The following is a 22305-nucleotide window of genomic DNA, read 5'->3' on the forward strand; positions in this document are numbered from 1 at the left end:
ACCCCCACAGTGCCCCGTCGACCATCGGTCGACGGGGCACTGTCGTCGTGCGGACGGTCCAGCGGTGAGCTGACTCCCTTTCGCAGGCCGCTCGGCGCGTCTACGACGGCGTCGGCCGGGACCGTGTCAGGCTCATGACGATGCCCTCCCTCAAGTCGGACCCGACCACGGACAATCTGGCGTCGCAGCTGCGTAACCTGCGGCGATCACGTCGTGCGCAGCGCACGGCGGCCGAGGGCTCGGCCCGGCAGCTCGCGGTTGTCGCGTTCACCGTTCCAGCGATAGCGCTGGTGACGCTGATCGTCGTGATGCTCTCGGTGCTGCTGCTGGCCGGCAGCGGCCTGACCGGACTGCCGAGTGCGATCGCCTCGGGCTGGCTGGCCGTCCACCAGGTGCCGGTCACGATCAGCGGGGTCACCGTAGGCGTGCTGCCGCTGCTGCCGACGCTGGCGGTCGCCGCCGGCACTGCCTGGCTGACGGCCCGGGCCGTCGCCGGTGGCACGAACTCGAACGAACGCGATAGGCACGAGCTGTTCGACCTCGGCGCCGTCGTGTTCTCGGCGGTGATTGGTCCCGTTCTCATCACCGCGATGTCCCTGGCGGTCGTCATGGACGGCGGGTCGGTCCTGCCGTTGCAGACGCCCAACGCGCTGCTCGCGTTCCTCTGCACCCTCGGCGTACACGGCGGTGCGGCGGTCGCCGGTGTCGTGTGGAGCCGACGACGCGACTTCGCCGTCCGCGGGGGCGTGACCCACGCCGATCGTCGCGGTTTCCGGTACGGGCTGGTGGCGGCCCTGCTGCTACTGGTGGCCGGAGCCGTGCTGGTGTGTCTGCGCATGTTGATGAGGCACGGGCAGATCGGTGAACTGATCGAGACCGGTTACGACTTCGACGGGTTCCTGGGACTCACCCTGCTGTCGATGCTCTACCTCCCGAACGTGATGGTCGCCGCGATGGCGGTGCTCGTGGGTTCCGACGTCCAGATCGGTGCGACGACCGTCGACCTGTTCACGGTCCGCGGTGACGCCGTCCCGCCCGTCCCGGTTCTCGCGGTCCTTCCCGACGGGCCGGGTGCCGGGGCGTGGGGGTTCGTCGGACTGCTCGTGCCGGCCGGTGTCGCCGCGTTCGTCGGCTGGCGATGCCGCGACCTCGATCCCATGGCCCACGTGCGTTCGGTGGGTGTGGCCGCGGCGGTCGCGGCCTCGGTGGTCGCCGTTCTCACCGTCTCGGCGGGTGGAACGCTGGGGGAGTTCGGCGAGGTCGTCGTGACTGTGTCGGCGGCCGGGGTCTTCACGCTGGGTTGGATCGCGGTCGTCGGCCTGCTCATCGTGCTCGTCTACGCCTTCCTGCCGTCGACCCGAGCGGCACGTCTCGCTGTCGGCGATGAGTATTTCGAGGATCCATTCGACCTCGGTTACGAGGACGAATACGTCATCGTCACCGATCTGGACGAGGACGACGAGTACGCCGAGTACTCCGAGGTCGAGGACGGCGAATTCGAGGATTCGGAGTACGAGGGTTCGGACTACGACGACGGCGAGTTCGACGACGGTGAATTCGGGGACGCTGACCTCGCGGACGACGACGCGGAGTACGTCGCCGAGTCGGACCCGGGCGACTCTGATCTCGACACCGCATCCGGGCGCGCGCCGGTGAAGAACCGCGTGTACGACGACGATCTCGACGTGGCGGATCTCGCCGTCGACGTGGATCACGACCTCCATCCCGGTTCACACGGGGCCTCACGTCAACGCTGACAGCGCGCTTCCCGGGCGTGCCCCGGCGGCGCCACCCGGCGCGGGCGGCCCATTGTGCGGCGATTAGTCTCGACGACGTGACATCCCCGACGGCACCTGGTCGCACCCCGCTGGTGGTGATGGCGTCGGGCACCGGTTCGCTGCTGGAATCGCTGATCGCGCGCGCCGGTGACGAGGATGCCCCGTTTCGTGTCGCGGCGATCGTGGTCGACCGCTCGTGCCGGGCGCAAGAGGTCGCGCAGCGCCACGACATCCCGCTCATCACCTGCCGTGTCGCCGACCACGCCGACCGCGCGACGTGGGATCGTGAGCTGACCGACGAGGTCGCCGCGATCGAGCCGGAGTGGGTGGTGACCGCCGGTTTCATGAAGATCCTCGGCCCGGCTTTTCTCGGCCGGTTCGGCGGTCGCGTCGTCAACAGTCATCCAGCGCTGCTGCCCGCGTTCCCGGGCGCCCACGGGGTCGCCGAGGCGCTCGACTACGGCGTCAAGGTCACCGGCGCGACGGTCCATCTTGTCGACGAGGGCGTGGACACCGGCCCGATTCTGGCGCAACAGGTGGTCAGCGTCGTCGACGACGACACCGCCGACACCCTGCACGAGCGAATCAAGACGGTCGAGCGCGTGTTGCTCGCCGACGTGGTGACCGCACTGGTCACCAGAGGAGTAGTCATCGATGGACGAAAGGCCCGCATCCCGTGAACGCACCCAGCTCTGACAGCTCTCGCCGACCGATTCGGCGCGCGCTGGTGAGTGTCTACGACAAGAGCGGTCTCGCCGACCTCGCGACGGCACTGCACGCGGCCGGAGTGGAGATCGTGTCCACCGGGTCCACCGCGAAGACCATCGCTGGCGCGGGCGTGCCGGTCGTGGAGGTGTCCACGCTGACGGGCTTCCCCGAGTGCCTCGACGGCCGCGTCAAGACCCTGCACCCCAAGGTGCACGCGGGCATCCTCGCCGATACCCGCAAGTCCGATCATGTGGCTCAGCTCGACGAACTGGGCGTCGCCGCATTCGATCTCGTCGTCGTCAATCTCTATCCGTTCACCGAAACGGTGGCGTCCGGTGCGACTCCGGACGAGTGCATCGAGCAGATCGACATCGGCGGCCCGTCGATGGTGCGTGGGGCCGCGAAGAACCACCCGTCGGTCGCTGTCGTGGTCGATCCTGATGACTACTCGCTGGTGACCGAGGCCCTCGCGGCCGACGGGTTCTCGCTCGTCGACCGGAAGAAGCTCGCGGCCAAGGCTTTCCGGCACACCGCTGACTACGACGTCGCGGTCGCGTCGTGGATGTCGAGTGTGGTTGCGCCCGAGGACGAGTCGCAGTTCCCGGCGTGGGCCGGTGCGACGTGGACCCGCTCCGCGGTGCTGCGTTACGGCGAGAACCCGCACCAGCCGGCCGCACTGTATGTCGGCAACGCCGGGGCCGGCGGGGTTGCGACCGCCGAGCAGCTCCACGGCAAGGAGATGAGCTACAACAACTACACCGACGCCGACGCCGCGTGGCGCGCCGCCTACGACTTCGATGCCCCGGCGGTCGCGATCATCAAGCACGCCAACCCGTGTGGCATCGCCATCGGCGCCGACATCGCGGAGGCGCATCGCAAGGCGCACGCGTGCGATCCCGTCAGCGCCTACGGCGGCGTCATCGCCGCCAATCGTGAGATCACCGTGGCGATGGCCGAGCAGGTCGCCGAGATCTTCACCGAGGTCATCGTCGCGCCCGGCTTCGCCGACGGTGCGCTCTCGGTGCTGACCCGCAAGAAGAACATCCGCGTCCTGGTGGCCACCCCGCCGGCGGCGACCGGGATCGAGACGAAGCCGGTGTCGGGTGGACTGCTGATGCAGCAGCGCGACGTCCTCGACGCCGACGGCGACAATCCGGCCAACTGGAGCCTCGTGGCGGGTCCGCCGGCCGACAACCAGACCCTTGCCGACCTCGAGTTCGCCTGGCGTGCGTGCCGTTCGGTCAAGTCCAACGCCATTCTGCTGGCGTCCGACGGTGCGTCGGTCGGCGTCGGCATGGGCCAGGTCAATCGCGTCGACTCGGCGCACCTGGCCGTGCAACGCGCCGGCGACCGGGCAGCGGGGAGCGTCGGGGCGTCGGACGCGTTCTTCCCCTTCCCGGACGGACTGCAGGTGCTGCTGTCGGCCGGGGTCAAAGCCGTTGCGCAGCCGGGCGGTTCGATCCGCGACAACGAGGTGATCGAGGCGGCCGACGAGGCGGGCGTGACGCTCTACCTCACCGGGGCACGTCATTTCGCTCACTGAGCTGGCTCTACTGGTCGTCGCCGGGTTCGGCGCCGGCCTGATCGGTTACATCACCGGGCTGGCGTCGATCGTCAGCTATCCCGCACTGCTCGCCGTCGGACTCAGTCCGATCGCGGCCAATGTCACGAACACGGTCGCGCTGGTCGCCGTCGGGGTGGGCAGTACCGCACAGTCGGGACGCTCCCTCCTCAACGGTGACCGCAGGCGGCTGATGATCGGCGCGATCGCCTCGCTCGTCGGCGGAACGGCCGGGGCGGTGCTGTTGTTGTCGACCCCGGCCGAGGCCTTCGAGGCCGTCGTGCCGTTCCTGGTGGCGATCGCCGCGATCGCCCTGCTGGCGCAACCGGTTCTGCGGCGGTGGGCCACCTCGCACGTCGAGCGTCCCTGGGTGTTCATCCTCGGCCTGACGCTGATCTCGGTGTACGGCGGGTACTTCGGGGCGGGCGCCGGCATCATGATCCTTGCGCTGATGCTCGTGGTGACCAGCGAACCACTGTGGCGCGCAGCGTTGTCCAAGTCGTTGTTCCTCGGCATCGCCAACACGATCGCCGCCATCGGCTTCATGATCTGGGGTCCCGTCGACTGGTGGGCGGCGCTCGCCATGGCCGTCGGCTGCCTTGCCGGCGGATGGTGCGGTCCGCCGGTCGTGAAACGGCTGCCGCCCGGGCCGCTCCGGATCGTGGTCGGGGTCTGCGGGCTCGGCCTCGCGGCGTGGCTCGCGGTCAGCTGACGTCGGCGTGATGAGCAGGCGGTTGTCGTCGGTGTGCCCGCGTCAGCCCCTGCTCCCTGAGGTGCGTCCGGAGCTTGCGGAGGGCGCGTCAGCCCCTGCTCCTTGAGGAGCGTCCGGAGCTTGCGGAGGGCGCGTCACGAAGGGTCCGGCGACCGGCAGACTTCAACTCGACCGGCAGACTTCGATCGAGGTCTGGGAGTCGAGATGAAGTCTGCCGGTCACAAATCCGGGGCAGGTATGCGAGACAGTCCCGCCGGCCGAGGTCGAGTGCGCTCCTCGGTAGGGCCTTGCGGCCGGGGGTGAGGCAGTCGCGCTTCCTCGGATCGGTTGCGCATGTAGTCAGTAGCGCACGTTCGGCCGAAGGAGCGCTTCAATGTGGGGGGCACGGGCATACAGCGATGCCGGTCTTTGTTGGCCCATTGGGCGCAGTTGTCTGAGAGGAACTTCGGCCTGGAGGTGAAGCTGCCCAACAGGGTGCGCTACCTGAGATCGATTTGCCGCAGTCGGAAGTATCGCGGCCCACTGACGGGGCGGCAGCCCATGTGGCAGTTCACGGCGGGCGTCAGCCCGCAGGTGGTCCAGGTGCAAGGGTGGAGTAGCGGCAAGGGTTTCGCAGTACGGCCCCGTTCCCGGTCCACGATCCGACCGGGAACGGAGCCGACTGCTGTGTCTCTGTGGAGTTGTCAAGGGACGGATGCGATCCCGGGTGATGGCCGGGTGCGAAAAGGTGCTACGCGAAAGTGTGTGTCGGAGGGTCGGTCAGGCGGCGTCGTCGAGTCGCATGGTGCGGCGGTTGTAGGCGGGTAGTGGTCGGCGTTGCGGGTCAATACTGGCGGGTGGGACGAGCCAGGGATGGCGGTCGAAACCCATCACGATGTCCCAGCCGTGGTGGTGGACCTGCGTATGGCAGCGCTGACACAGCAAACAGCCGTTGTCGAGGTCGGTGGGTCCACCGTCGGCCCACGACTTGATGTGGTGGACCTGGGTATGTGACGGTGGTGCACCGCATTTGATGCAGCAGGCGTCGCGCACGATGATTGCTTTGCGGAGGTGTGCCGGATACAACCGACGGGTGTGACCCATCTGCAGCGGTACGCCCTCACTGTCGAGGACGATCTCGGTCAGGGATCCGTCGCAGGAGACCTGTTTCGCGGTGGCATGGCTGACCGTCCCGGTCCACGGCAGCGTTGCGAGTTCTCCGGTGGCGGGGATGGTCAGCATCAGTTGCGTGCGTGGGCTTCCGACGGTGTCGATGGTCGCGCCGATCGCTGCTTGGTCGAGGATCAACTCGAAGGCGTCGGCACGGCGCTGCTCGGCGGTTCGTCGATCTTCGGCTCCGTCGGGTTCGGGCCGTGGACACGATCGTTCGTCGATCATGGCCTGGAACTTCTCGCCGACGATCTGGGTGAGGTCGGCCCGGATTTCGACGCGGCCGTCGTCGGTGGTGTGGGCGTTGACCGCGTTCAGCGATGGGTCGTCGGCGGCCGGTACGCTGGTGTCGGAGGCGTCCGCCAGAGTGTTGACGATGGCTCGGGCATGCTTGAGTACTTGCGGCGGCGTCGCACCGGACAGTGCTTGGGCGATGAGTTCGAGCTCATACCGTGAGCGCTTGTCGTCGGAAAGCGCCTCACCACAACGCTTGTCGATCTGGTGCATGCCTCGGACGATGGCGTCGACGATCTCGCTGGACAGCCGCCCGTCGGCCGCGTGACGCGCCAAAGCGGGCAGGTTGGGCAGGGCGTCGACACTGCGCATGGTGCGAAAAGCGGCGGCAGGTGCGTGGCCTGACTCGATCAGCAGTTTCTTGGTGGTGCTGCCCGATTTCTGGGCGACACGGAGGTCGTCGAGTTGCGCTGTGTGGGTGACGATCTGGTGGTCGACGGTGTTGCGGATCAAGCGCAGTGTCTCGAGGGCGTCGAATGTTGCTCTGCTGGTTGGGTCGTCGGCGGGTGGGGTGGTTTCGATGAGCTGATCGAGGAGGGTGGCGAGCTCGGGCATGACTCCAAGGTACCGGAACATTCGTTCGATTTCGAGGGAATTCCACAGGCCGAGAACCACGAATTCATCGACTGTGCAGCATATTTCGTCGTCTGTGCGTCGATTCGCGTTGGGTGGGCGTGGATTGTTGACAAGGTGTACTCCAGTCACACTCGTCCCGCATTTCGGTTCACGTTCGATCGGCCTGATTGCGAGCGGTTTTGAGTTCGGCCTGGGGTGTAGACCCCTTCGAGGCTCGTCGCTTGCGCTCGTCGCGCCTCGGGGGACGGAGGGGGTCGGTGCTTGCGCTTCTCCCGTCTCGGGGAGCGGGGGAGGGTTCGTTTCTTGCACCTCAGTAAGTACGGCCTGGCGGCCGTTGTGGACTACGAAAAACACTCGTGAGCGTCCAGACTTCTGCTTGCTGAGGTGCGAGCGAAGCGAGCCACGAAGGGCTCGCAAGGTGCCTCATCAGGGCCCTTCGTGGCTCGTCGACCTCGACGCGCTCCTTCGTCGCTTGCTCGGCCCGGCGGCTTGCGCTCCTCGCACCTCAGGGACCAGGGGTTTGCGGTTCTTTCGGATCAGGAAGCATGCGTACGCTTCCCGCACCTCGGACGCGCAGGCGTCTTGTCGTGCACCTCGGTCGCAAGGGTTTGTCGCTTAGGGCGGCTGGATGTGTGTGAGATCCTGACCGATCGGGGGTTTGAAGAGATGACGAACAGCAACACGGTGCGGTCGGGTGGCGATGACGCCGGTGGCGAGACACGTTCGAGACTCTTCGGTTTCGAGTACGACGGGGCCGGTTACCGCGCGGAGGTCCTCGACTACTCCGGATGTGATGTGACGACGGTGATCTCGGACGCGGATTACTTCTTCACCGATCAGGGCAAGTTGTGGTCGCTCGCTGTCGTCGTCGACGATGGAGCCGACCATGAGCGACTGATGTGGCTGTCGGGGTACGACTATCGGGAGCCCGCTCGTACACGGGTCGAGCGGGCAGGGCGAGCCGAGATGCAGCTGCGATATCTCGCCTCCCGCTCCGCACAATCCCGACCTGTGGTGCTTCCCGACGGCCTGCGGCTCATCCGCATGTTCCCCGAGTGGAGCGCCGGACCACTCTGGGAGAGCTTCACCGAGAACTACCCCGCCGACCCATTGCGCCTGGGCCTCGACCCCGAGCTGGCAGCGGAGCTCACCGAGTGGAACGACGTGTGGAACGCGCGTCCACACGACGCCGACCTCGACGACGAACCCGGATGGACAGCCGCCGGAGTCGCGCTACACGCTCGCGTCCAGTCCGCGCTGGCCGGTGTCGCCGAGGTGGCCGCGCAGTTCGTGTTCTAGGCAACTTCCCACGGACGCGACCAGCGAAACCCCACGCCACAAGCACATCGCGCCGGATCCGTATGCATCCGGCGGGAGTTTTCCTCTCGGAGAGGAAAACTCTGGTCGCCGGGGTTCGCGATGTCTAGACATGCACGGTGACCTTGTTTGTGGACATCACCCCGGACGAAGCGGGTGGTGGGGCGGAGCGCACGTCGCCCGGCGGTTCGTCTCGCGCGCGATCGCTGTTGACCCGGGTGGGACTCCCGTTGCTCTCGGTGGTGCTGTTCGCCGCCGTGTGGCAGGTCGTCGCCGTCAGCGGGATCTGGAGTGAGACCTTCGTGCCGCGCCTGGGCACCGTGTGGCAGGCCTTTGTCGACATGTCCACGACGCACGACGGAGTCCGCGGCTATGCCGACTATTACTGGTGGGAACACCTGTACATGACGCTGCGCCGGGTCTTCGCAGGTGTGGCGATCGGCGTGATCCTCGGCGTGCTGCTCGGTCTGGCGATGGGAACGGTGGGGTGGTTCCGACGCCTGCTGGAACCGTGGCTCACGTTCCTGCGCGCTCTACCGCCGCTGGCCTACTTCTTCCTGTTGGTCATCTGGCTCGGCATCGACGAGGCGCCGAAGATCACGCTGCTGGCATTGGCCGCGCTACCGCCCGCGGCGGTGGCGACCACCGCCGCCGTCAGTGCCGCGCCGGTGAGTCTCATCGAGGCGGCGCGCGCGCTCGGGGCCTCGCGGTCCGAGGTGATCCGCGACGTCGTCGTACCGTCGGCGCTGCCCGAGACCTTCACCGGCGTGCGGCTTTCGGTCGGCATCGCGTATTCCTCCGTGGTCGCTGCCGAGCTCTTCAACGGCATTCCCGGAATCGGTGGCGTGGTCAAGGACGCCAGCAACTACAACAACACCCCCGTCGTCCTGGTCGGCATCATCGCCATCGGTCTGTCCGGACTGATCATCGACGGGCTCCTACGAACAATCGAGCACCGAGTGGTGCCGTGGCGCGGAAAGGCCTGAAAGACATGACAATCACACGCAAGAGGGCCGGTTCGTACCGGCTGCGCCGGTCGCGCTTCGGTGCGGTGCTCGGGATGATCGCCGCAGTGGCGCTGGTGCTCGCCGGTTGCTCGGTCGACAACTCCGGGGACGACAGCAAGCCGACGATCCGGCTCGCCTACCAGTCGTTCCCGAGCGGCGACCTGATCGTCAAGAACAACGGGTGGCTCGAAGAAGCGCTGCCGGACTACAACATCAAGTGGACCAAGTTCGACTCCGGTGCCGACATCAACACCGCGTTCGTCGCCAAAGAGGTCGACTTCGCCGCCATCGGCTCCAGCCCCGTGGCCCGTGGACTGTCCGCGCCGCTGAACATCCCGTACCAGGTGGCTTTCGTGCTCGACGTCGCCGGCGACAACGAGGCCCTTGTCGCGCGCAACGGAACCGGCATCGAGACCGTCGCCGATCTCAAGGGCAAGCGGGTGGCGACAGCGTTCGCCTCGACCGCCCACTACAGCCTGCTGGCCGCGCTGAACCAGGCCGGCGTGAACCCGAAGGACGTGAACCTGATCGATCTGCAGCCGCAGGCCTCGCTGGCGGCCTGGCAGCGCGGCGACGTCGACGCGGTCTACACCTGGCTGCCCACGCTCGACGAATTGCGCCAGGACGGAACGACTCTCATCGCCAGCCGGCAATTGGCCACCGCTGGCAAGCCCACGCTCGACCTCGGTGTGGTCTCCAGTGAATTCGCGACGGCGAACCCTGAGGTCGTGAACACCTGGCGGCAGGTCCAGGCCCGCGCGCTCACCCTCATCAAGGACGACCCGCAGGCCGCTGCCGACGCCGTCGCCGCACAGCTGGGCACGACCCCGGAGGATGCGGCCAACCAGTTGAAGCAGGGCACCTTCCTCACCGTCGCGGAGCTGACCAGTCCGACGTGGCTCGGTACCCAGGGCAACCCGGGCAATCTCTCCGAGAACCTACACAGCGCGGCGGTGTTCCTCGCCGAGCAGCAGCAGATCCCGGCCGCACCGCCGATCGAGACCTTCCGCGAGGCCATCTACACAGAGGGATTGCCGGGTGTCCTCGAACAGCAGTAGTCCGCCGGACCGACCCGAGGGGCGACGCGTCTCGATCCGTCTGCACAACGTGTCCCAGAGGTACGGGACAGGTGCGGACGCCGTGACCGCGGTCGGCCCGGTCGACCTGGACGTCCCGCCGGGCGAGTTCCTGGTGCTGGTGGGTGCGTCCGGATGCGGCAAGTCCACCCTCCTGCGACTCATCGCCGGGTTCGAACCCGCGACGGTGGGGAGGGTGGAGGTGTCGGGAGGCGCCCCGGTACCCGGGGTGACCTCCGGAGTCGTCTTCCAGCAACCGCGCCTGTTCCCGTGGAAGACGGTGGGCGGCAACGTCGATCTCGCGCTCAAGTACGCGAAGGTCCCCAAATCCGAACGGGTGGCACGCCGCGCCGAACTCCTCGAACGCGTCGGTCTGGACGACACCGCCGGCCGGCGCATCTGGGAGATCTCCGGCGGGCAACAGCAGCGGGTGGCCATCGCCCGTGCGCTGGCGGCCGATACGCCGTTGCTGCTGCTCGACGAGCCGTTCGCGGCGCTGGACGCCCTCACGCGGGAACGGTTGCAGGAGGATGTGCGGGCGGTGAGCGCGGACAGCGGACGCACCAACGTCTTCGTCACCCACAGCGCCGACGAGGCAGCGTTCCTGGGAAGTCGGATCATCGTGCTCACCAAACGACCGGGACAGGTCGCACTGGACCTCACCTCGACGTTGCCGCGCACCGGCGTCGAACCCGACGAACTACGCGGTTCACCCGAATACGCCGCCCTGCGCGCCGAGATCGGTGCCGCGGTGAAGGAGGCCGCCGTGAAAGATGCTGAGGTGAAGGATGCCGCGGTCGCATGAGCGGCCGGGCCTTTTCCTCAGCGTGGGCTCAACCCTGTGCGGTGGCGCGGCGTCCGGTTAGGAAGTGGGGGTGTCCTCCGTTCCAGCGTCGTCCGCCACCGCAGTGGCTTCGACTCGGCTCGTCGACCTCGACGCGCTCCTTCGTCGCTTGCTCGGCCCGGCGGCTCCGCTCCTCGCCGGCTCAACCAGCGGAAATACGCGAGGCGCGTTCGGCTCGATCAGCGCACACCAGGGCACCCTCCACTCGATGAACTGGGCGGACGGATCGCACCACGGTTCGCCGCCGGCGCACCCCGCTCCGACCCCCGCCTTCATCGACCTGGAGAACAATCCTCATGACCACCACCTCTCACCCCGTCGCCACCACGCACCGTCCTGACGCCGGAACCATCTCCGGCGGAGTCGAATTCGACATCGACGAGTTCGGCCCGAGTTTCGGTGCCGAGATCCGCGGCGTCGATGTCGCATCCGCCACCGACGCACAGGTGTCCGCGTTGCGCCGGGCGCTGATCGACTACAAGGTCATCGTCCTGCGCGATCAGCACCTCGACGACGAGGCGCACATCCGGTTCGGAAACCGGCTGGGAGACCTGACCTTCGGGCATCCGGTGTGGAACAGCGGCGACGTACCCGGCGAGGTCTACTCGCTCGACAGCGCCGACAACGGCTTCGCCGACGTGTGGCACACCGATGTCACCTTCATGCCGCGTCCGCCGATGGGCTCGATCCTGCGTCCGGTTGTGTTGCCGCGCAACGGCGGTGACACCAACTGGGCGGACGCCGAGCTCGCGTACCAGTCGCTGTCGGAACCGGTTCGGCGGATGATCGACGGACTCAGCGCGGTACACGACGGCAACCGCGAATTCGGTTACTACCTCAAGCAACGACGCAACGGCCGCGGCAACACCTGGGACGGTGAGGAGGTCACCGAGCTGGTGCCGGTCACCCATCCGGTGGTGCGCATCCATCCCGAGACGGGCCGGAAGTCGTTGTTCGTCAATCCCGGTTTCACGTCGCACATCGACGGCGTCTCCGAGTCGGAGAGCCGCGGCATCCTGGACCTGCTCTACGCACACCTCACCAAGCCCGAACACATCGTCCGGCACCGTTGGCGTCTCGGCGATCTCGTCCTCTGGGACAACCGGAACACGCTGCACTACGCGAACCGCGACTACGGTGACGCCCGCCGGGTGATGCACCGGATCACCCTGCGCGGCGAGGCGCCCATCGGACCTGCCTGACCGCGACGTCCCGACGATCCCGAACTCCCACCATCGGCCACCCGGCCGGCGGTGGGAGTTCTCGTATGCCGCTCAGTGCGTCGTACACGAGCCGGGACCAGCTTATTCAACCGAGGGGTTGACAAGGTCGACGATCCGGCGCACCATCGTATTCAACCAAACGGTTGAGGAGGTCGGATGGCAGACGAGTTGTCCAAGGTGTTTGCCGCACTCGCGGACCCGACGCGGCGCGACATGGTTGCGCGGCTGGCGGTCTCGGATGCGACGGTCAGCCAACTCGCCGAACCGTACGACGTCAGCATCCAGGCCGTCTCGAAGCACCTGAAGGTGCTGCAGGACGCCGGCCTGGTGACCCGAACCCGGGAGGCCCAAACCCGTCCGGTTCATCTGGAAGCAGAGGTGTTCGACCTCATGACCAAATGGATCGAGCGGTACCGGAAGCGGGCGGAGGAGCGCTACCAGCGCCTCGACGCGTTGCTCGCCGAGATGAACGACGGCCCCGAGGCCCAGCATCCGACGGTGTCGGACCCCGAGGTCGAACAACCACTCCACAAGGAAGGAAAGGTGTCATGACCGCAACGCAGACCCGCTATTCCGAGGCCGCCATCGAGGCCGACAAAGAGGTCCCCCTCATCCGGATCACCCGCGACTTCCGCGGAACTCCCGCCCAGCTGATGAAGGCCCACACCGACCCCGAACTCTTCGTCCGGTGGGTCGGGCCGGAGGCGATCAGCAGCCGGGTCATCGAGTGGGACGTCCGCGACGGCGGCAGCTGGAGCTATGTCTCCACCCACGAGGGGCAGGAGTTCGGATTCCGCGGGTGCTTCCACACCGTGGGCGAAGACAAGATCGTGCAGACGTTCACCTTCCTCGGCATGCCCGATGCGGTGTCGCTGGAGACCCTGTGGTTCGAGGATCTGGGCGACGGCACGACGCGGCTCCACGCCCAATCGCTGTGCGACAGCTTCGAAGCGCGCGACGGTTGGCTCGCCTCGGGCATGGAGGTCGGCGTGAACGAGGGATACGCCGCACTCGACCGCATGCTCACCGAGGGCGAGATCTGATCGTGTCCGGCGTGACCCTGCCGGAACTGGATGCATCGTCGCGTCACCGAGAGGTGGCCTCCGACTTCGCGGAGGCCATCGCCGACGTCCGCGACTGGGAGGTGCCGACGCCGGTCGACGGGTGGGTGGCACGCGACGTCGTGGCCCACCTCGTCGACTGGTTCACCGGCTTCCTCGCCGCCGGTGGGGTGGCCCTGCCCGCGGGACCCGCTGTCGCCGACGACCCGGCCGGGGCGTGGTCACAGCACGCCGCCTCGGTGCAGGCACTCCTCGACGGACCGACCGCCGAGGACACGTTCACCCACCCGATGGCGGGCGAGCATCGACTCGTCGAGGCAATCGACCGGTTCTACACCGCCGACGTGTACATGCACACGTGGGATCTCGCCCGATCCCAGGGCGTCACCCCCGACCTCGACCCCGGATTCGCCGGACAACTGCTCGAGGGCATGGCGTCCATCGACGACATCCTCCGCAGTTCGGGTCAGTACGGTCCGAAGGTCGAGGTGGACGCCGATGCCGACCCGGTGAGTCGCCTCATGGGATTCATCGGCCGGGACCCGCGGTGGACGCCGGCGACGAGGAGTGATGACGAGCACGCGCTCGACAACGCGGAGTAGCCTCGATGAGGTGCCAGACGACAACTTCACCACGCATGGCTCCCAGTCGACCGAAACCCGGCATCCGTCACCCCGAACCCTGGGTGAACTGCGTGCCAGTGGTCACGTGCAGCGCAGTGTGCGCGACGAGATCCGCAACAACCTCCTGTCCGCACTCCGCGAGGGGCGCGACCCCTGGCCGGGCATCGTGGGCTTCGAGGCGACGGTCATCCCGCAGTTGGAACGGGCGCTGATCGCCGGCCACGACGTCGTCATGCTCGGCGAGCGCGGCCAGGGCAAGACCCGCATCCTGCGCACCCTCGTCGGGCTCCTCGACGAGTGGACGCCGGTCATCGCGGGTTCCGAGCTGGCCGAGCATCCCTACGAACCCATCACCCCCGGGTCGATCCGGAAGGCCGCCAACCTGCTCGACGATCTGCCGATCGAGTGGCGTCACCGATCGCAGCGCTACAGCGAGAAGCTGGCCACGCCGGACACCTCCGTGGCCGACCTCGTCGGTGACATCGACCCGATGAAGGTCGCCGAGGGACGCAGCCTCGGCGACCCGGAGACGATCCACTTCGGGCTCATCCCGCGCTCGCACCGCGGCATCGTGGCCATCAACGAGCTGCCCGACCTCGCCGAGCGCATCCAGGTGTCGATGCTGAACGTGATGGAGGAGCGCGACATCCAGGTCCGCGGGTACACCCTGCGACTGCCGCTCGACGTCCTGGTGATGGCCAGTGCCAACCCGGAGGACTACACCAACCGCGGCCGGATCATCACCCCGCTCAAGGATCGCTTCGGAGCCGAGATCCGGACGCACTACCCGCTCGAGCTCGACGACGAGGTGTCGGTGATCGAGCAGGAGGCGGATCTGACCGCCAGTGTCCCGACCTTCATCACCGAGATCCTGGCGCGGTTCGCCCGCTACGCCCGTGACCACCCGTCGATCGACCAGCGATCGGGAGTCTCCGCCCGCTTCTCCATCGCCGGTGCCGAAACCGTTGCGGCCGCGGCGCTTCACCGGGCGACGGTGACGGGCGAGGACCAGGCGGTGGCACGCGTGGTCGATCTCGAGTCGGTGATCGAGGTGCTGCGCGGCAAGATCGAGTTCGAGTCCGGCGAAGAGGGCCGGGAACTCGAGATCCTCGAGCACCTGATGCGCAAGTCCATCGCCGACGCGGTGCGTGCCCACCTCGGCGGCGTCGACATGGCGCCGCTCGTCGCCGCCCTCGAGAACGGCGAGCCGGTGGTCACCGGCGACCGGGTGCGTGCCGACGACCTGCTGGGTTCCATCCCGTCGCCGGACACCACGTCCGGCGTTCTCGACCAGATCGCCGAGCGCCTCGAAGCGGACTCGGACGGGGAGCGTGCCAGTGCGGTCGAGCTCGCGCTCGAGGGACTCTTCCTCGCCCGTCGGATCGGCAAGGAGGCCGACGAGACCGGGCAGACCATCTACGGCTAAGCCCTCCGTGGCTCGCTCCGCTTGCACCTCAGGGGGCAGGGGCTCGCTGCGAGAGCGAGAGTGCAGGAACCGCCTTTGCTCCCTGAGGTGCGAGGAGCGTTAGCGACGAGCCACGAAGGGTTCGCGACAAACGAGGAGAACACATGGCGCGCAAGAGCTTCCACCGTTCGCGCTACCAGCGGTACAGCGGCGGACCCGATCCGCTCGCGCCGCCGGTCGATCTGCGCGAGGCGTTGGAGACGATCGGCGACGATGTCATGGCCGGCGCGTCGCCGCAGCGGGCGCTCCGAGAACTGTTGCGTCGCGGGACACCGAACATGCGCGGACTCGACAAGTTGCGCGAGCAGATCAACCGTCGCCGGCAGGAACTGCTGAAGAAGCGCAACCTCGACGGCACCTTCGCCGAGATCCGCGAACTCCTCGACCGTGCGGTACTCGAGGAGCGCAAGCAACTCGCGCGTGATCTCGACGACGACGCCCGCTTCGCCGAGATGCAGATCGGGAGTCTGCCGCCGTCGACCGCCCAGGCCGTCGAAGAACTGTCGGAGTACAACTGGCGCAGTCCGCAGGCGCGTGAGGACTACGACAAGATCAAGGACCTGCTCGGCCGGGAATTGCTCGACCAGCGCTTCGCCGGCATGAAGGAAGCGCTCGAGGGGGCGAACGAGCAGGACCGGCAACGAATCTCGGAGATGCTCGGCGACCTCAACGAGCTCCTCGCCGCGCACAACCGGGGCGAGGACACCACCGAGGCATTCGACGAGTTCATGGCCAAGCACGGTGAGTTCTTCCCGGAGAACCCGCGCAACACCGAGGAACTCATCGATTCCCTCGCCCAGCGCGCGGCCGCGGCCCAACAGTTCTACAACTCGCTGACCCCCGAGCAGCGCGCCGAGCTCGACCAGCTGGCGCAGCAGGCGTTCGGGTCGCCGGACCTCATGAACCAACTGGCGCAGATGGATTCGCAGCTCCGGGCGGCTCGACCGGGTCTGGACTGGGACGACGCGCAGTCGTTCTCCGGCGACCAGCCGATGGGACTGGGCGAGGGGGCCGCGGCACTACGCGACATCTCCGAACTCGAGGCGCTCTCCGAGCAGCTGTCACAGCAGTATGCCGGCGCGCAGATGGACGACATCGATCTCGACGCGCTCGCCCGGCAGCTCGGCGACGACGCGGCGGTCGACGCGAGAATGCTGGCCGAGCTCGAGAAGGCGCTGTCCGAGCAGGGCTTTTTCGACCGCACCGCAGACGGTCAGCTCCGGCTGAGTCCGAAGGCGATGCGCCAGCTGGGTCAGTCGATCTTCCGCGACATCGCCGAGCAGCTGTCGGGCCGCCGGGGCGATCGCCAGACCCGCCAGACCGGACTGCTCGGCGAGCCGACCGGCGCTTCCCGGGAGTGGGAATTCGGCGACACCGACCCCTGGGACGTCACCCGGACCGTGTCGAATGCGGTGCTGCGCACCGTGTCCGAGACCCACGAACCGTCGCTCGCGACGTCGGAGATGGCGCGATCGGGAGTGCGTATCGACGTCCGCGACGTCGAGGTCTCGGAGACCGAGAGCCGTACGCAGGCTGCGGTGGTCCTGCTCGTGGACACGTCCTTCTCGATGGAGATGGAGGGCCGGTGGACGCCGATGAAGCGCACCGCGATCGCCCTGAATCATCTGATCTCCACGCGCTTCCGCAGCGACGAACTCCACCTCATCGCATTCGGAAGGTATGCGCGGTCGATCGACATCGCCGAGCTCACCGGTCTGCAACCGCGGATGGAGCAGGGGACCAACCTGCACCACGCACTGTTGCTCGCCCAGCGGCACCTCCGGCGGTTCCCGAATGCGCAGCCGGTGGTCCTGGTGGTCACGGACGGGGAGCCGACCGCGCATCTCGATCCGAGCGGGGAACCGTTCTTCTTCTATCCGCCGCACCCGCAGACCATCGCGCTGACGGTTCGGGAACTCGACCATGTCGCGCGAATCGGCGCCCAGGTCACGTTCTTCCGTCTCGGCGAGGATCCCGGGCTGGCCCACTTCATGGATCAGATCGCCCGCCGGATCGGCGGACGCGTGGTGGCGCCGGACGTCGACGGTCTCGGTGCCGCGGTGGTCGGCGACTATCTGCGGGCCCGGAAGGGACGTCGGCGCGGCTGATCGAGGCCCCGTCGATGAGCGCCGCGGCGACGTCCGTGCGAATGTGTCGGCGCGAGAATGTCAGACGGTCTTCGGCTTTCGGCCGGCGATGATCCAGAGCACGATGCCCACCAGTGCGAGCAGGCCGCCGAATCCACCGCCGACGACTGCGAGCAGCACGCCGCCGACACCGCTGAGGATGCCGGACGCGTCGATGGATGCGACGACGGCCGGCGAATCGCACTGGAACGAGTAGGTGCCGGATTCCACGACCTCGAACGAATCGAACGATTCGACCCCGGAACCGTCGAAGGTGAACTCGGTCGTCGAGTTCGTACCCGACGCCAGCGCAGCGGGACCGGTGATCTCGCAGGCGGGTACGCCGTTCGTGCTGCTGCTGAACAACTGGAACTCGTCACCGACGTCGTAGTACTGCTCGGCGGTGGGGTTGACCTCGAACGCCTTGTCGGCCACGTTCCCGATGCCGGCGATCGCCATGACCACCCCGACGGTGACCGACAGGACCAGGATCAGCACACCGAGCAGGGTCAGGATCTTGCCCCACCGTCGCATCCCGGCCCGGTCCTTGCGCGGGGCGGGCGGCGGCGGGTACCCCGGGTACGCGGGTTGTCCATAGCCGCCCGATAGCGGGTGACCGCTGCCGGGGAAGGGCGACTGCGGATGGTTCGGCTGGCCGTACGGGGACTGGCCCGAATCGTAGGGCTGACTCATGTTCGCCTCCGATGTACGCCGGTCGGCCGTCCCGCCCGGACGTGTTGGATTATGCCGCTCGGCCGGGTCTTTCGTCGGGCAGTTGTCCAGAGGGGTCGTCGATGCGAGGTACCGGCCCGACGACTCCTCGGGGTCGTCTCCGGGGAAAGATCAGGGTGGTCGTGCCGGACTCGGGCCACTAGGGTTTCCAGACGTGACCCAACCCGGCGATTCACCGATGCCCGACGACCGGCGTGCCCGACTCCGCGCCGCGGATGCGGACCGCGAACTGGTCCACGAGATCCTCTCCGCCGCCATGGCGCACGGCAGCCTGTCTCCGGTCGAGTACGAGGAGCGAGCCGGAAAAGCGGTCCTCGCGAAGACCTTTGGTGACCTCGACGCCCTGACCGACGACCTCCCGGTGGCACAACTCGGCGTCGCGATGCCTGCGGCCAGCCTGTCTCCGGGCCCGCGGGTGACGGGCGGCAGCGCGGACACGGCCGTCCGCCACCGGTTGGCCATCATGTCCGGGAGCGAGCTGTCCGGGACGGCGGTGGTCGCTGATCAACTCACCGCCACCGCCATCATGGGCGGCGTCGAACTGGACCTTCGCGAGGTGGAGTTCACCGCGCCGGTGCTGACGGTCCAGTGCGTGGCGATCATGGGCGGGGTCGAGATCAAGATGCCCGACGGAGTGACCGTCGAGATCGGGGGACTGGGCATCATGGGCGGATTCAGCGGGCGGTCGCAGAAGGCGTCCCGGCCCGGCGCGCCGGTGGTACGGGTGACCGGACTGGCGCTGATGGGCGGCGTCGACGTCAAGTACGTGCCCCGGGAGGAGCCCGACGCCTGAGGAAGTTCAGGCGAGCAGCAGGGCGATGATCATGATGATGGGTATCGACGTGAGCGTCGTGATCAGTGCCGTGTCCCGGGCGAGGATCTGGCCGCGCCGGTAACGGGTCGCGTACACCAGGACATTCTGTGCGGTCGGCAACGCCGCGATGACCACCTGCGCGAACAACGCCTCGCCGGTCTGCCCGAATCCCCAACGGGCGATGGCATAGACGGCCAGCGGCATGACGATCATCTTCAACACGCTTGCCAGTGCGATGTCGCGGCGGGGGCTCGCACCCTTCTTGAACACCGCGACGCCGGTGAGCGACAAGCCGAATGCCAGCAGCGCCGCCGGCACGGAGGCGTCACCGAGCATCTTCAGCGGGGACATCACGGCCGCGGGCGGGCTCCAGCCGATCAGCGAGACCGACAGACCCGCGAGTCCGCCGACGACGATCGGATTGGTGATCGGCGCGACGAGCGAGTCCCGCAGCAGCGATCGCCCCGAATCCCGGTCCAACGCAGTGAGATCCAGCGCGAGCAACGCGATCGGTGAGTAGATCAGGATCTGGAACAGCAGCAGCGGCGCGATGAACGACGCATCGTCGAGAACAAAGATCGCAATCGGAAGACCCAGATTGACGCTGTTGACATACGACGACGACAGGCCGCCGATCACGAGTTCGGGAACCGCGCGTCGAAACCACAGTTTGGCGACGACGACGTACACCGCTCCGATCAGAAAGGCGCTGCCGCCCGCGATCACCAGCGTCGAGGAGAAGACGACCGACAGATCGGAGGTGACCATGGAATGGAACAGCAGCGCCGGTGTGAAGACGAAGAACACCAGGCGGGAAAGGACTTCGTGGGCGTGGTCGCCGATGACACGCGTGCGCCCGAGGAGATATCCCACCCCGACTACAATGAAGATCACCGTGAAGCCGGAGATGACGCCAGACACCGGTTGAGTCTAATCGTTAGGCTGGTGAACACATCGTGTCGGATCTACATGGGGGTTGTGCGTGAGTTATCCACCGGGACAGGGCTCGGGCCAGGGCCAGGACGACTGGGGTACGGTTCCGAGCTCGGGGTCCTCGGGCAACTCGGGTCCCAACCTCTCCAAGGGTGACCAGGGCCAGGGTGCCGCACCCGAGTACGCGCCGACCGAATACGGCCAGACCTACCAGCCGGGTCCGTCGTCGGACCCCTACGGGCAAAACGCCTACGGTCAGAACCCTTACGGTCAGGAGCAGTACGGGCAGAGTCCGTACGGATCGCCGGCCGGCAACCAGGGCTACGGGACGCCGAGCCAGGATCCCTACGCACAGCCGCCGGGTGGGTCCTACGGTCAGGTCAACGATCCCTACCAGGCGCCGGCGTACGGCGGCGCGTACGGGTCGCAGAACCCCTACGGCGCGGCACCTTACGGCGGCGGTTACGGATACGCGCCGCCGCAGAAGACCAACGGCAAGGCGATCGCGGCCCTCATCTGTGGCATCGTCGGCGTCGTCTCGCTGATCGCCTGCTTGTTCTTCTCGTTCTTCCTGTCGATACCGGTCGGCATCGCGGCCGTCGTGCTGGGGTTCATGGCGCGACGGGACATCGAACAGTCCGGTGGCACGCAGAGTGGTTCGGGGATGGGCCTGGCCGGGATCATCACCGGCGCGCTCGCCATCGTCGGTGGCGTGGTGTGGACCGTTCTGTTCATCGTCCTGATCGTCGCCGGCGACACGAGCTCCTCCACCTACTACTACTGAACGAATTTCGGGCCGATCGAGGGTCGTGTTCATCGACTCCGGCCCAGTTCGGAGCCCTTTCTCACTAAGCTGTGCGTGATGCACGGCCAGTTGGTCGTGCACGCATCTCCCCGCGTTGTCCCGCTGCGGCACAGCTTGTGAAAGGCATCCGATGACCACTCCGACCGGGGGTAGCGATCCGACGGATCCGGCCCAGGCACCGCAATCCCCACCGTCCGGCCCACCTTCGGACACCTCGGCAACCGACCCGTCGCCGTGGGAACCGACCCAGAAGGCAGCGGTCCCCGACGAGGTGCCGGACTCGGTGCCGGTGACCTCGACCCCCGGGGCCGGACCGGATGACACGGAGATTCCCGAGTCGCACAGTCCGGCCGACGGTGTCACCCGGGTCATCCGCACCGGTGGACCGTCGGATCCGTCCGCTGCACAGCCGGTTCCGCCGCCACCCGCGCCCAGTGGCCCCGGGGGCCCGGGTTCGGGTGGCCCGGCCCCGTCCGGTTACGACGCCACGCGCGTGATCTCGACGCGGTCCCCGGCGGGACCGCCACCGGGACAAGCCCCACCACCTCCCCGGCCGGGATTCGGTCAGCAGCAGGGATACGGACAGCAGGGCTACGGCCAGCCGCAGGGTTACGGACCGCCGGGTCAGGGGCAACCCGGCCCCGGCCGGCCGGGATACGGCCCCCCGCCGGGGTACGGTCAGCCCCCGCAGGGTCCGCCCCCGGGTCGGTCCGGGCAACCGTTCGCCGCGCCCGGTGATGCCCGATCCGCGGAATCGGCCTCCGCCGACTCCCGCCCCGAAGGCGGCCGGCCCGTCGACGCCGACGGCCCGTCGACCAACAAGCTGGCCGTGGCCGCCCTGGTGGCCTCCCTGCTGGGTCTCCTGTGCGTCGGGGTCGGCGGCCTCGTCGGGCTGGTGCTCGGCATCGTCGCGCGGAGACAGATCGCGGCGTCGGGTGGCAGGCAGACCGGTGATGGGGTGGCGCTCACCGCGGTCATCATCGGGGCGTTCATCATCGTCGTGTGGGTTGCATACTGGGTGGCCATCGCGTTGACCGACCTCCGATCGCCGTGGGGCTACCTCTGAAGTAGGCGACCCCGGGCGCGTGCGGATCGGCCATTTTGGAATCGGGCGTCCTCGCCAGGTAGTCTGGTCGGGTTGTGTGCCGCGGCCGCGCCGGGTCGAGGGGTGCACTGATGGGGCCGATCCAGTGATGCCAGGCGTCACCACCGGCCACGCAGACCACAGTAGGAGAAGGGCTCAACCATGGCTGTACCGAAGCGCCGGATGTCGCGGGCGAACACCCGTAGCCGTCGTTCGCAGTGGAAGGCGGAAAACCCCGCACTGCAAGAAGAGAAGGTGAACGGCGTCCCCGTGCGGATTCCGCGTCGCCTGGTCAAGGCGGCTCGCGCCGGTCTCATCGACCTGGATCGTCGCTAGCCTCGTTCGGTCGCCGTACCGGCGCCGCACTGTCATACCGATGACCGCCCCTGGTTCGCCCGGGGCGGTCATTCGCGTGCT

General features: G+C 67.7%; 21 protein-coding genes. 18 read left to right on the forward strand and 3 right to left on the reverse strand.

All coding sequences use genetic code 11. The features are described 5' to 3' along the window. Positions 1 to 140 precede the first annotated feature (140 nt). From QAD21_RS06590 to QAD21_RS06605, 4 genes are all read left to right on the forward strand, one after another. Complete coding sequence (locus tag QAD21_RS06590; protein WP_280360904.1) at positions 141 to 1757, forward strand: DUF6350 family protein; 1617 nt, start codon at positions 141 to 143, stop codon at positions 1755 to 1757. A gap of 77 nt (positions 1758 to 1834) precedes the next feature. Further along, positions 1835 to 2458 carry a phosphoribosylglycinamide formyltransferase gene (gene purN, locus QAD21_RS06595; RefSeq protein WP_277244463.1) on the forward strand — a complete coding sequence of 208 codons (624 nt, stop codon included), beginning with the start codon at positions 1835 to 1837 and terminating at the stop codon, positions 2456 to 2458. Further along, positions 2455 to 4029, forward strand: a complete 1575-nt coding sequence (gene purH / locus QAD21_RS06600; RefSeq protein WP_277244462.1) for a bifunctional phosphoribosylaminoimidazolecarboxamide formyltransferase/IMP cyclohydrolase — start codon at positions 2455 to 2457, stop codon at positions 4027 to 4029. The genes purN and purH overlap by 4 nt, the downstream gene beginning before the upstream one ends. Then, positions 4016 to 4759, forward strand: a complete 744-nt coding sequence (locus tag QAD21_RS06605) for a sulfite exporter TauE/SafE family protein (protein WP_277244474.1) — start codon at positions 4016 to 4018, stop codon at positions 4757 to 4759. Before purH ends, QAD21_RS06605 begins: the two co-directional genes overlap by 14 nt. Positions 4760 to 5518: 759 nt before the next feature. On the opposite strand, the gene QAD21_RS06610 is transcribed toward QAD21_RS06605, so the two are convergent. Next, positions 5519 to 6778: an HNH endonuclease signature motif containing protein gene (locus QAD21_RS06610; RefSeq protein ID WP_280360906.1), complete on the reverse strand. Its 1260-nt coding sequence runs from the start codon at positions 6776 to 6778 to the stop codon at positions 5519 to 5521. 666 nt (positions 6779 to 7444) lie between these two features. On the opposite strand from QAD21_RS06610, the gene QAD21_RS06615 reads away from it, so the two are divergent. The 10 genes from QAD21_RS06615 (at position 7445) to QAD21_RS06660 (ending at position 17502) form a co-directional block, all read left to right on the forward strand. Then, positions 7445 to 8077, forward strand: coding sequence for a hypothetical protein (locus QAD21_RS06615; RefSeq protein ID WP_280360908.1), 633 nt, complete (start codon positions 7445 to 7447; stop codon positions 8075 to 8077). A 137-nt stretch (positions 8078 to 8214) separates the two neighbouring features. After that, the gene (locus QAD21_RS06620; RefSeq protein WP_078112196.1) at positions 8215 to 9081 is read left to right on the forward strand and encodes an ABC transporter permease; all 867 of its coding nucleotides are present in this window, start codon (positions 8215 to 8217) and stop codon (positions 9079 to 9081) included. A 5-nt stretch (positions 9082 to 9086) separates the two neighbouring features. Further along, positions 9087 to 10160: an ABC transporter substrate-binding protein gene (locus QAD21_RS06625; protein ID WP_078112224.1), complete on the forward strand. Its 1074-nt coding sequence runs from the start codon at positions 9087 to 9089 to the stop codon at positions 10158 to 10160. Beyond that, positions 10141 to 10983: an ABC transporter ATP-binding protein gene (locus tag QAD21_RS06630; protein ID WP_078112195.1), complete on the forward strand. Its 843-nt coding sequence runs from the start codon at positions 10141 to 10143 to the stop codon at positions 10981 to 10983. Before QAD21_RS06625 ends, QAD21_RS06630 begins: the two co-directional genes overlap by 20 nt. A gap of 335 nt (positions 10984 to 11318) precedes the next feature. Then, positions 11319 to 12224: a TauD/TfdA family dioxygenase gene (locus QAD21_RS06635; RefSeq protein WP_280360912.1), complete on the forward strand. Its 906-nt coding sequence runs from the start codon at positions 11319 to 11321 to the stop codon at positions 12222 to 12224. A gap of 177 nt (positions 12225 to 12401) precedes the next feature. Further along, positions 12402 to 12797, forward strand: a complete 396-nt coding sequence (locus tag QAD21_RS06640; protein WP_058251517.1) for a metalloregulator ArsR/SmtB family transcription factor — start codon at positions 12402 to 12404, stop codon at positions 12795 to 12797. Further along, positions 12794 to 13288, forward strand: a complete 495-nt coding sequence (locus QAD21_RS06645) for an SRPBCC domain-containing protein (RefSeq protein ID WP_280360915.1) — start codon at positions 12794 to 12796, stop codon at positions 13286 to 13288. The genes QAD21_RS06640 and QAD21_RS06645 overlap by 4 nt, the downstream gene beginning before the upstream one ends. A gap of 11 nt (positions 13289 to 13299) precedes the next feature. Further along, complete coding sequence (locus tag QAD21_RS06650) at positions 13300 to 13908, forward strand: hypothetical protein (RefSeq protein ID WP_058251671.1); 609 nt, start codon at positions 13300 to 13302, stop codon at positions 13906 to 13908. Further along, positions 13877 to 15355, forward strand: a complete 1479-nt coding sequence (locus QAD21_RS06655) for a sigma 54-interacting transcriptional regulator (protein WP_280360917.1) — start codon at positions 13877 to 13879, stop codon at positions 15353 to 15355. Before QAD21_RS06650 ends, QAD21_RS06655 begins: the two co-directional genes overlap by 32 nt. Before the next feature lie 143 nt (positions 15356 to 15498). Next, positions 15499 to 17502, forward strand: coding sequence for a VWA domain-containing protein (locus tag QAD21_RS06660; protein ID WP_068970428.1), 2004 nt, complete (start codon positions 15499 to 15501; stop codon positions 17500 to 17502). A 60-nt stretch (positions 17503 to 17562) separates the two neighbouring features. Here QAD21_RS06660 and QAD21_RS06665 read toward each other — a convergent pair whose 3' ends face one another. After that, on the reverse strand, positions 17563 to 18213 hold the full coding sequence (locus tag QAD21_RS06665; RefSeq protein WP_280360919.1) for a hypothetical protein: 651 nt from the start codon (positions 18211 to 18213) through the stop codon (positions 17563 to 17565). 193 nt (positions 18214 to 18406) lie between these two features. Here QAD21_RS06665 and QAD21_RS06670 point away from each other — a divergent pair, with 193 nt between their 5' ends. Then, entirely contained in the window at positions 18407 to 19045 is a 639-nt protein-coding gene (locus QAD21_RS06670) for a DUF1707 domain-containing protein (protein ID WP_175401102.1), read from the forward strand. A 6-nt stretch (positions 19046 to 19051) separates the two neighbouring features. Here the strand turns inward: QAD21_RS06670 and QAD21_RS06675 are convergent, their stop codons facing one another. After that, the gene (locus QAD21_RS06675; protein ID WP_065630228.1) at positions 19052 to 19987 is read right to left on the reverse strand and encodes an AEC family transporter; all 936 of its coding nucleotides are present in this window, start codon (positions 19985 to 19987) and stop codon (positions 19052 to 19054) included. A gap of 61 nt (positions 19988 to 20048) precedes the next feature. On the opposite strand from QAD21_RS06675, the gene QAD21_RS06680 reads away from it, so the two are divergent. The 3 genes from QAD21_RS06680 (at position 20049) to rpmF (ending at position 22224) form a co-directional block, all read left to right on the forward strand. Then, positions 20049 to 20783: a DUF4190 domain-containing protein gene (locus tag QAD21_RS06680; protein WP_265969248.1), complete on the forward strand. Its 735-nt coding sequence runs from the start codon at positions 20049 to 20051 to the stop codon at positions 20781 to 20783. 151 nt (positions 20784 to 20934) lie between these two features. Further along, the gene (locus QAD21_RS06685; RefSeq protein WP_280360924.1) at positions 20935 to 21870 is read left to right on the forward strand and encodes a DUF4190 domain-containing protein; all 936 of its coding nucleotides are present in this window, start codon (positions 20935 to 20937) and stop codon (positions 21868 to 21870) included. A gap of 180 nt (positions 21871 to 22050) precedes the next feature. Beyond that, positions 22051 to 22224 carry a 50S ribosomal protein L32 gene (rpmF, locus tag QAD21_RS06690; RefSeq protein ID WP_004020060.1) on the forward strand — a complete coding sequence of 58 codons (174 nt, stop codon included), beginning with the start codon at positions 22051 to 22053 and terminating at the stop codon, positions 22222 to 22224. Positions 22225 to 22305: the final 81 nt, after the last annotated feature.

This window comes from Gordonia sp. SMJS1 (assembly GCF_029866425.1).
Taxonomy (GTDB): Bacteria; Actinomycetota; Actinomycetes; order Mycobacteriales; family Mycobacteriaceae; genus Gordonia; species Gordonia hongkongensis.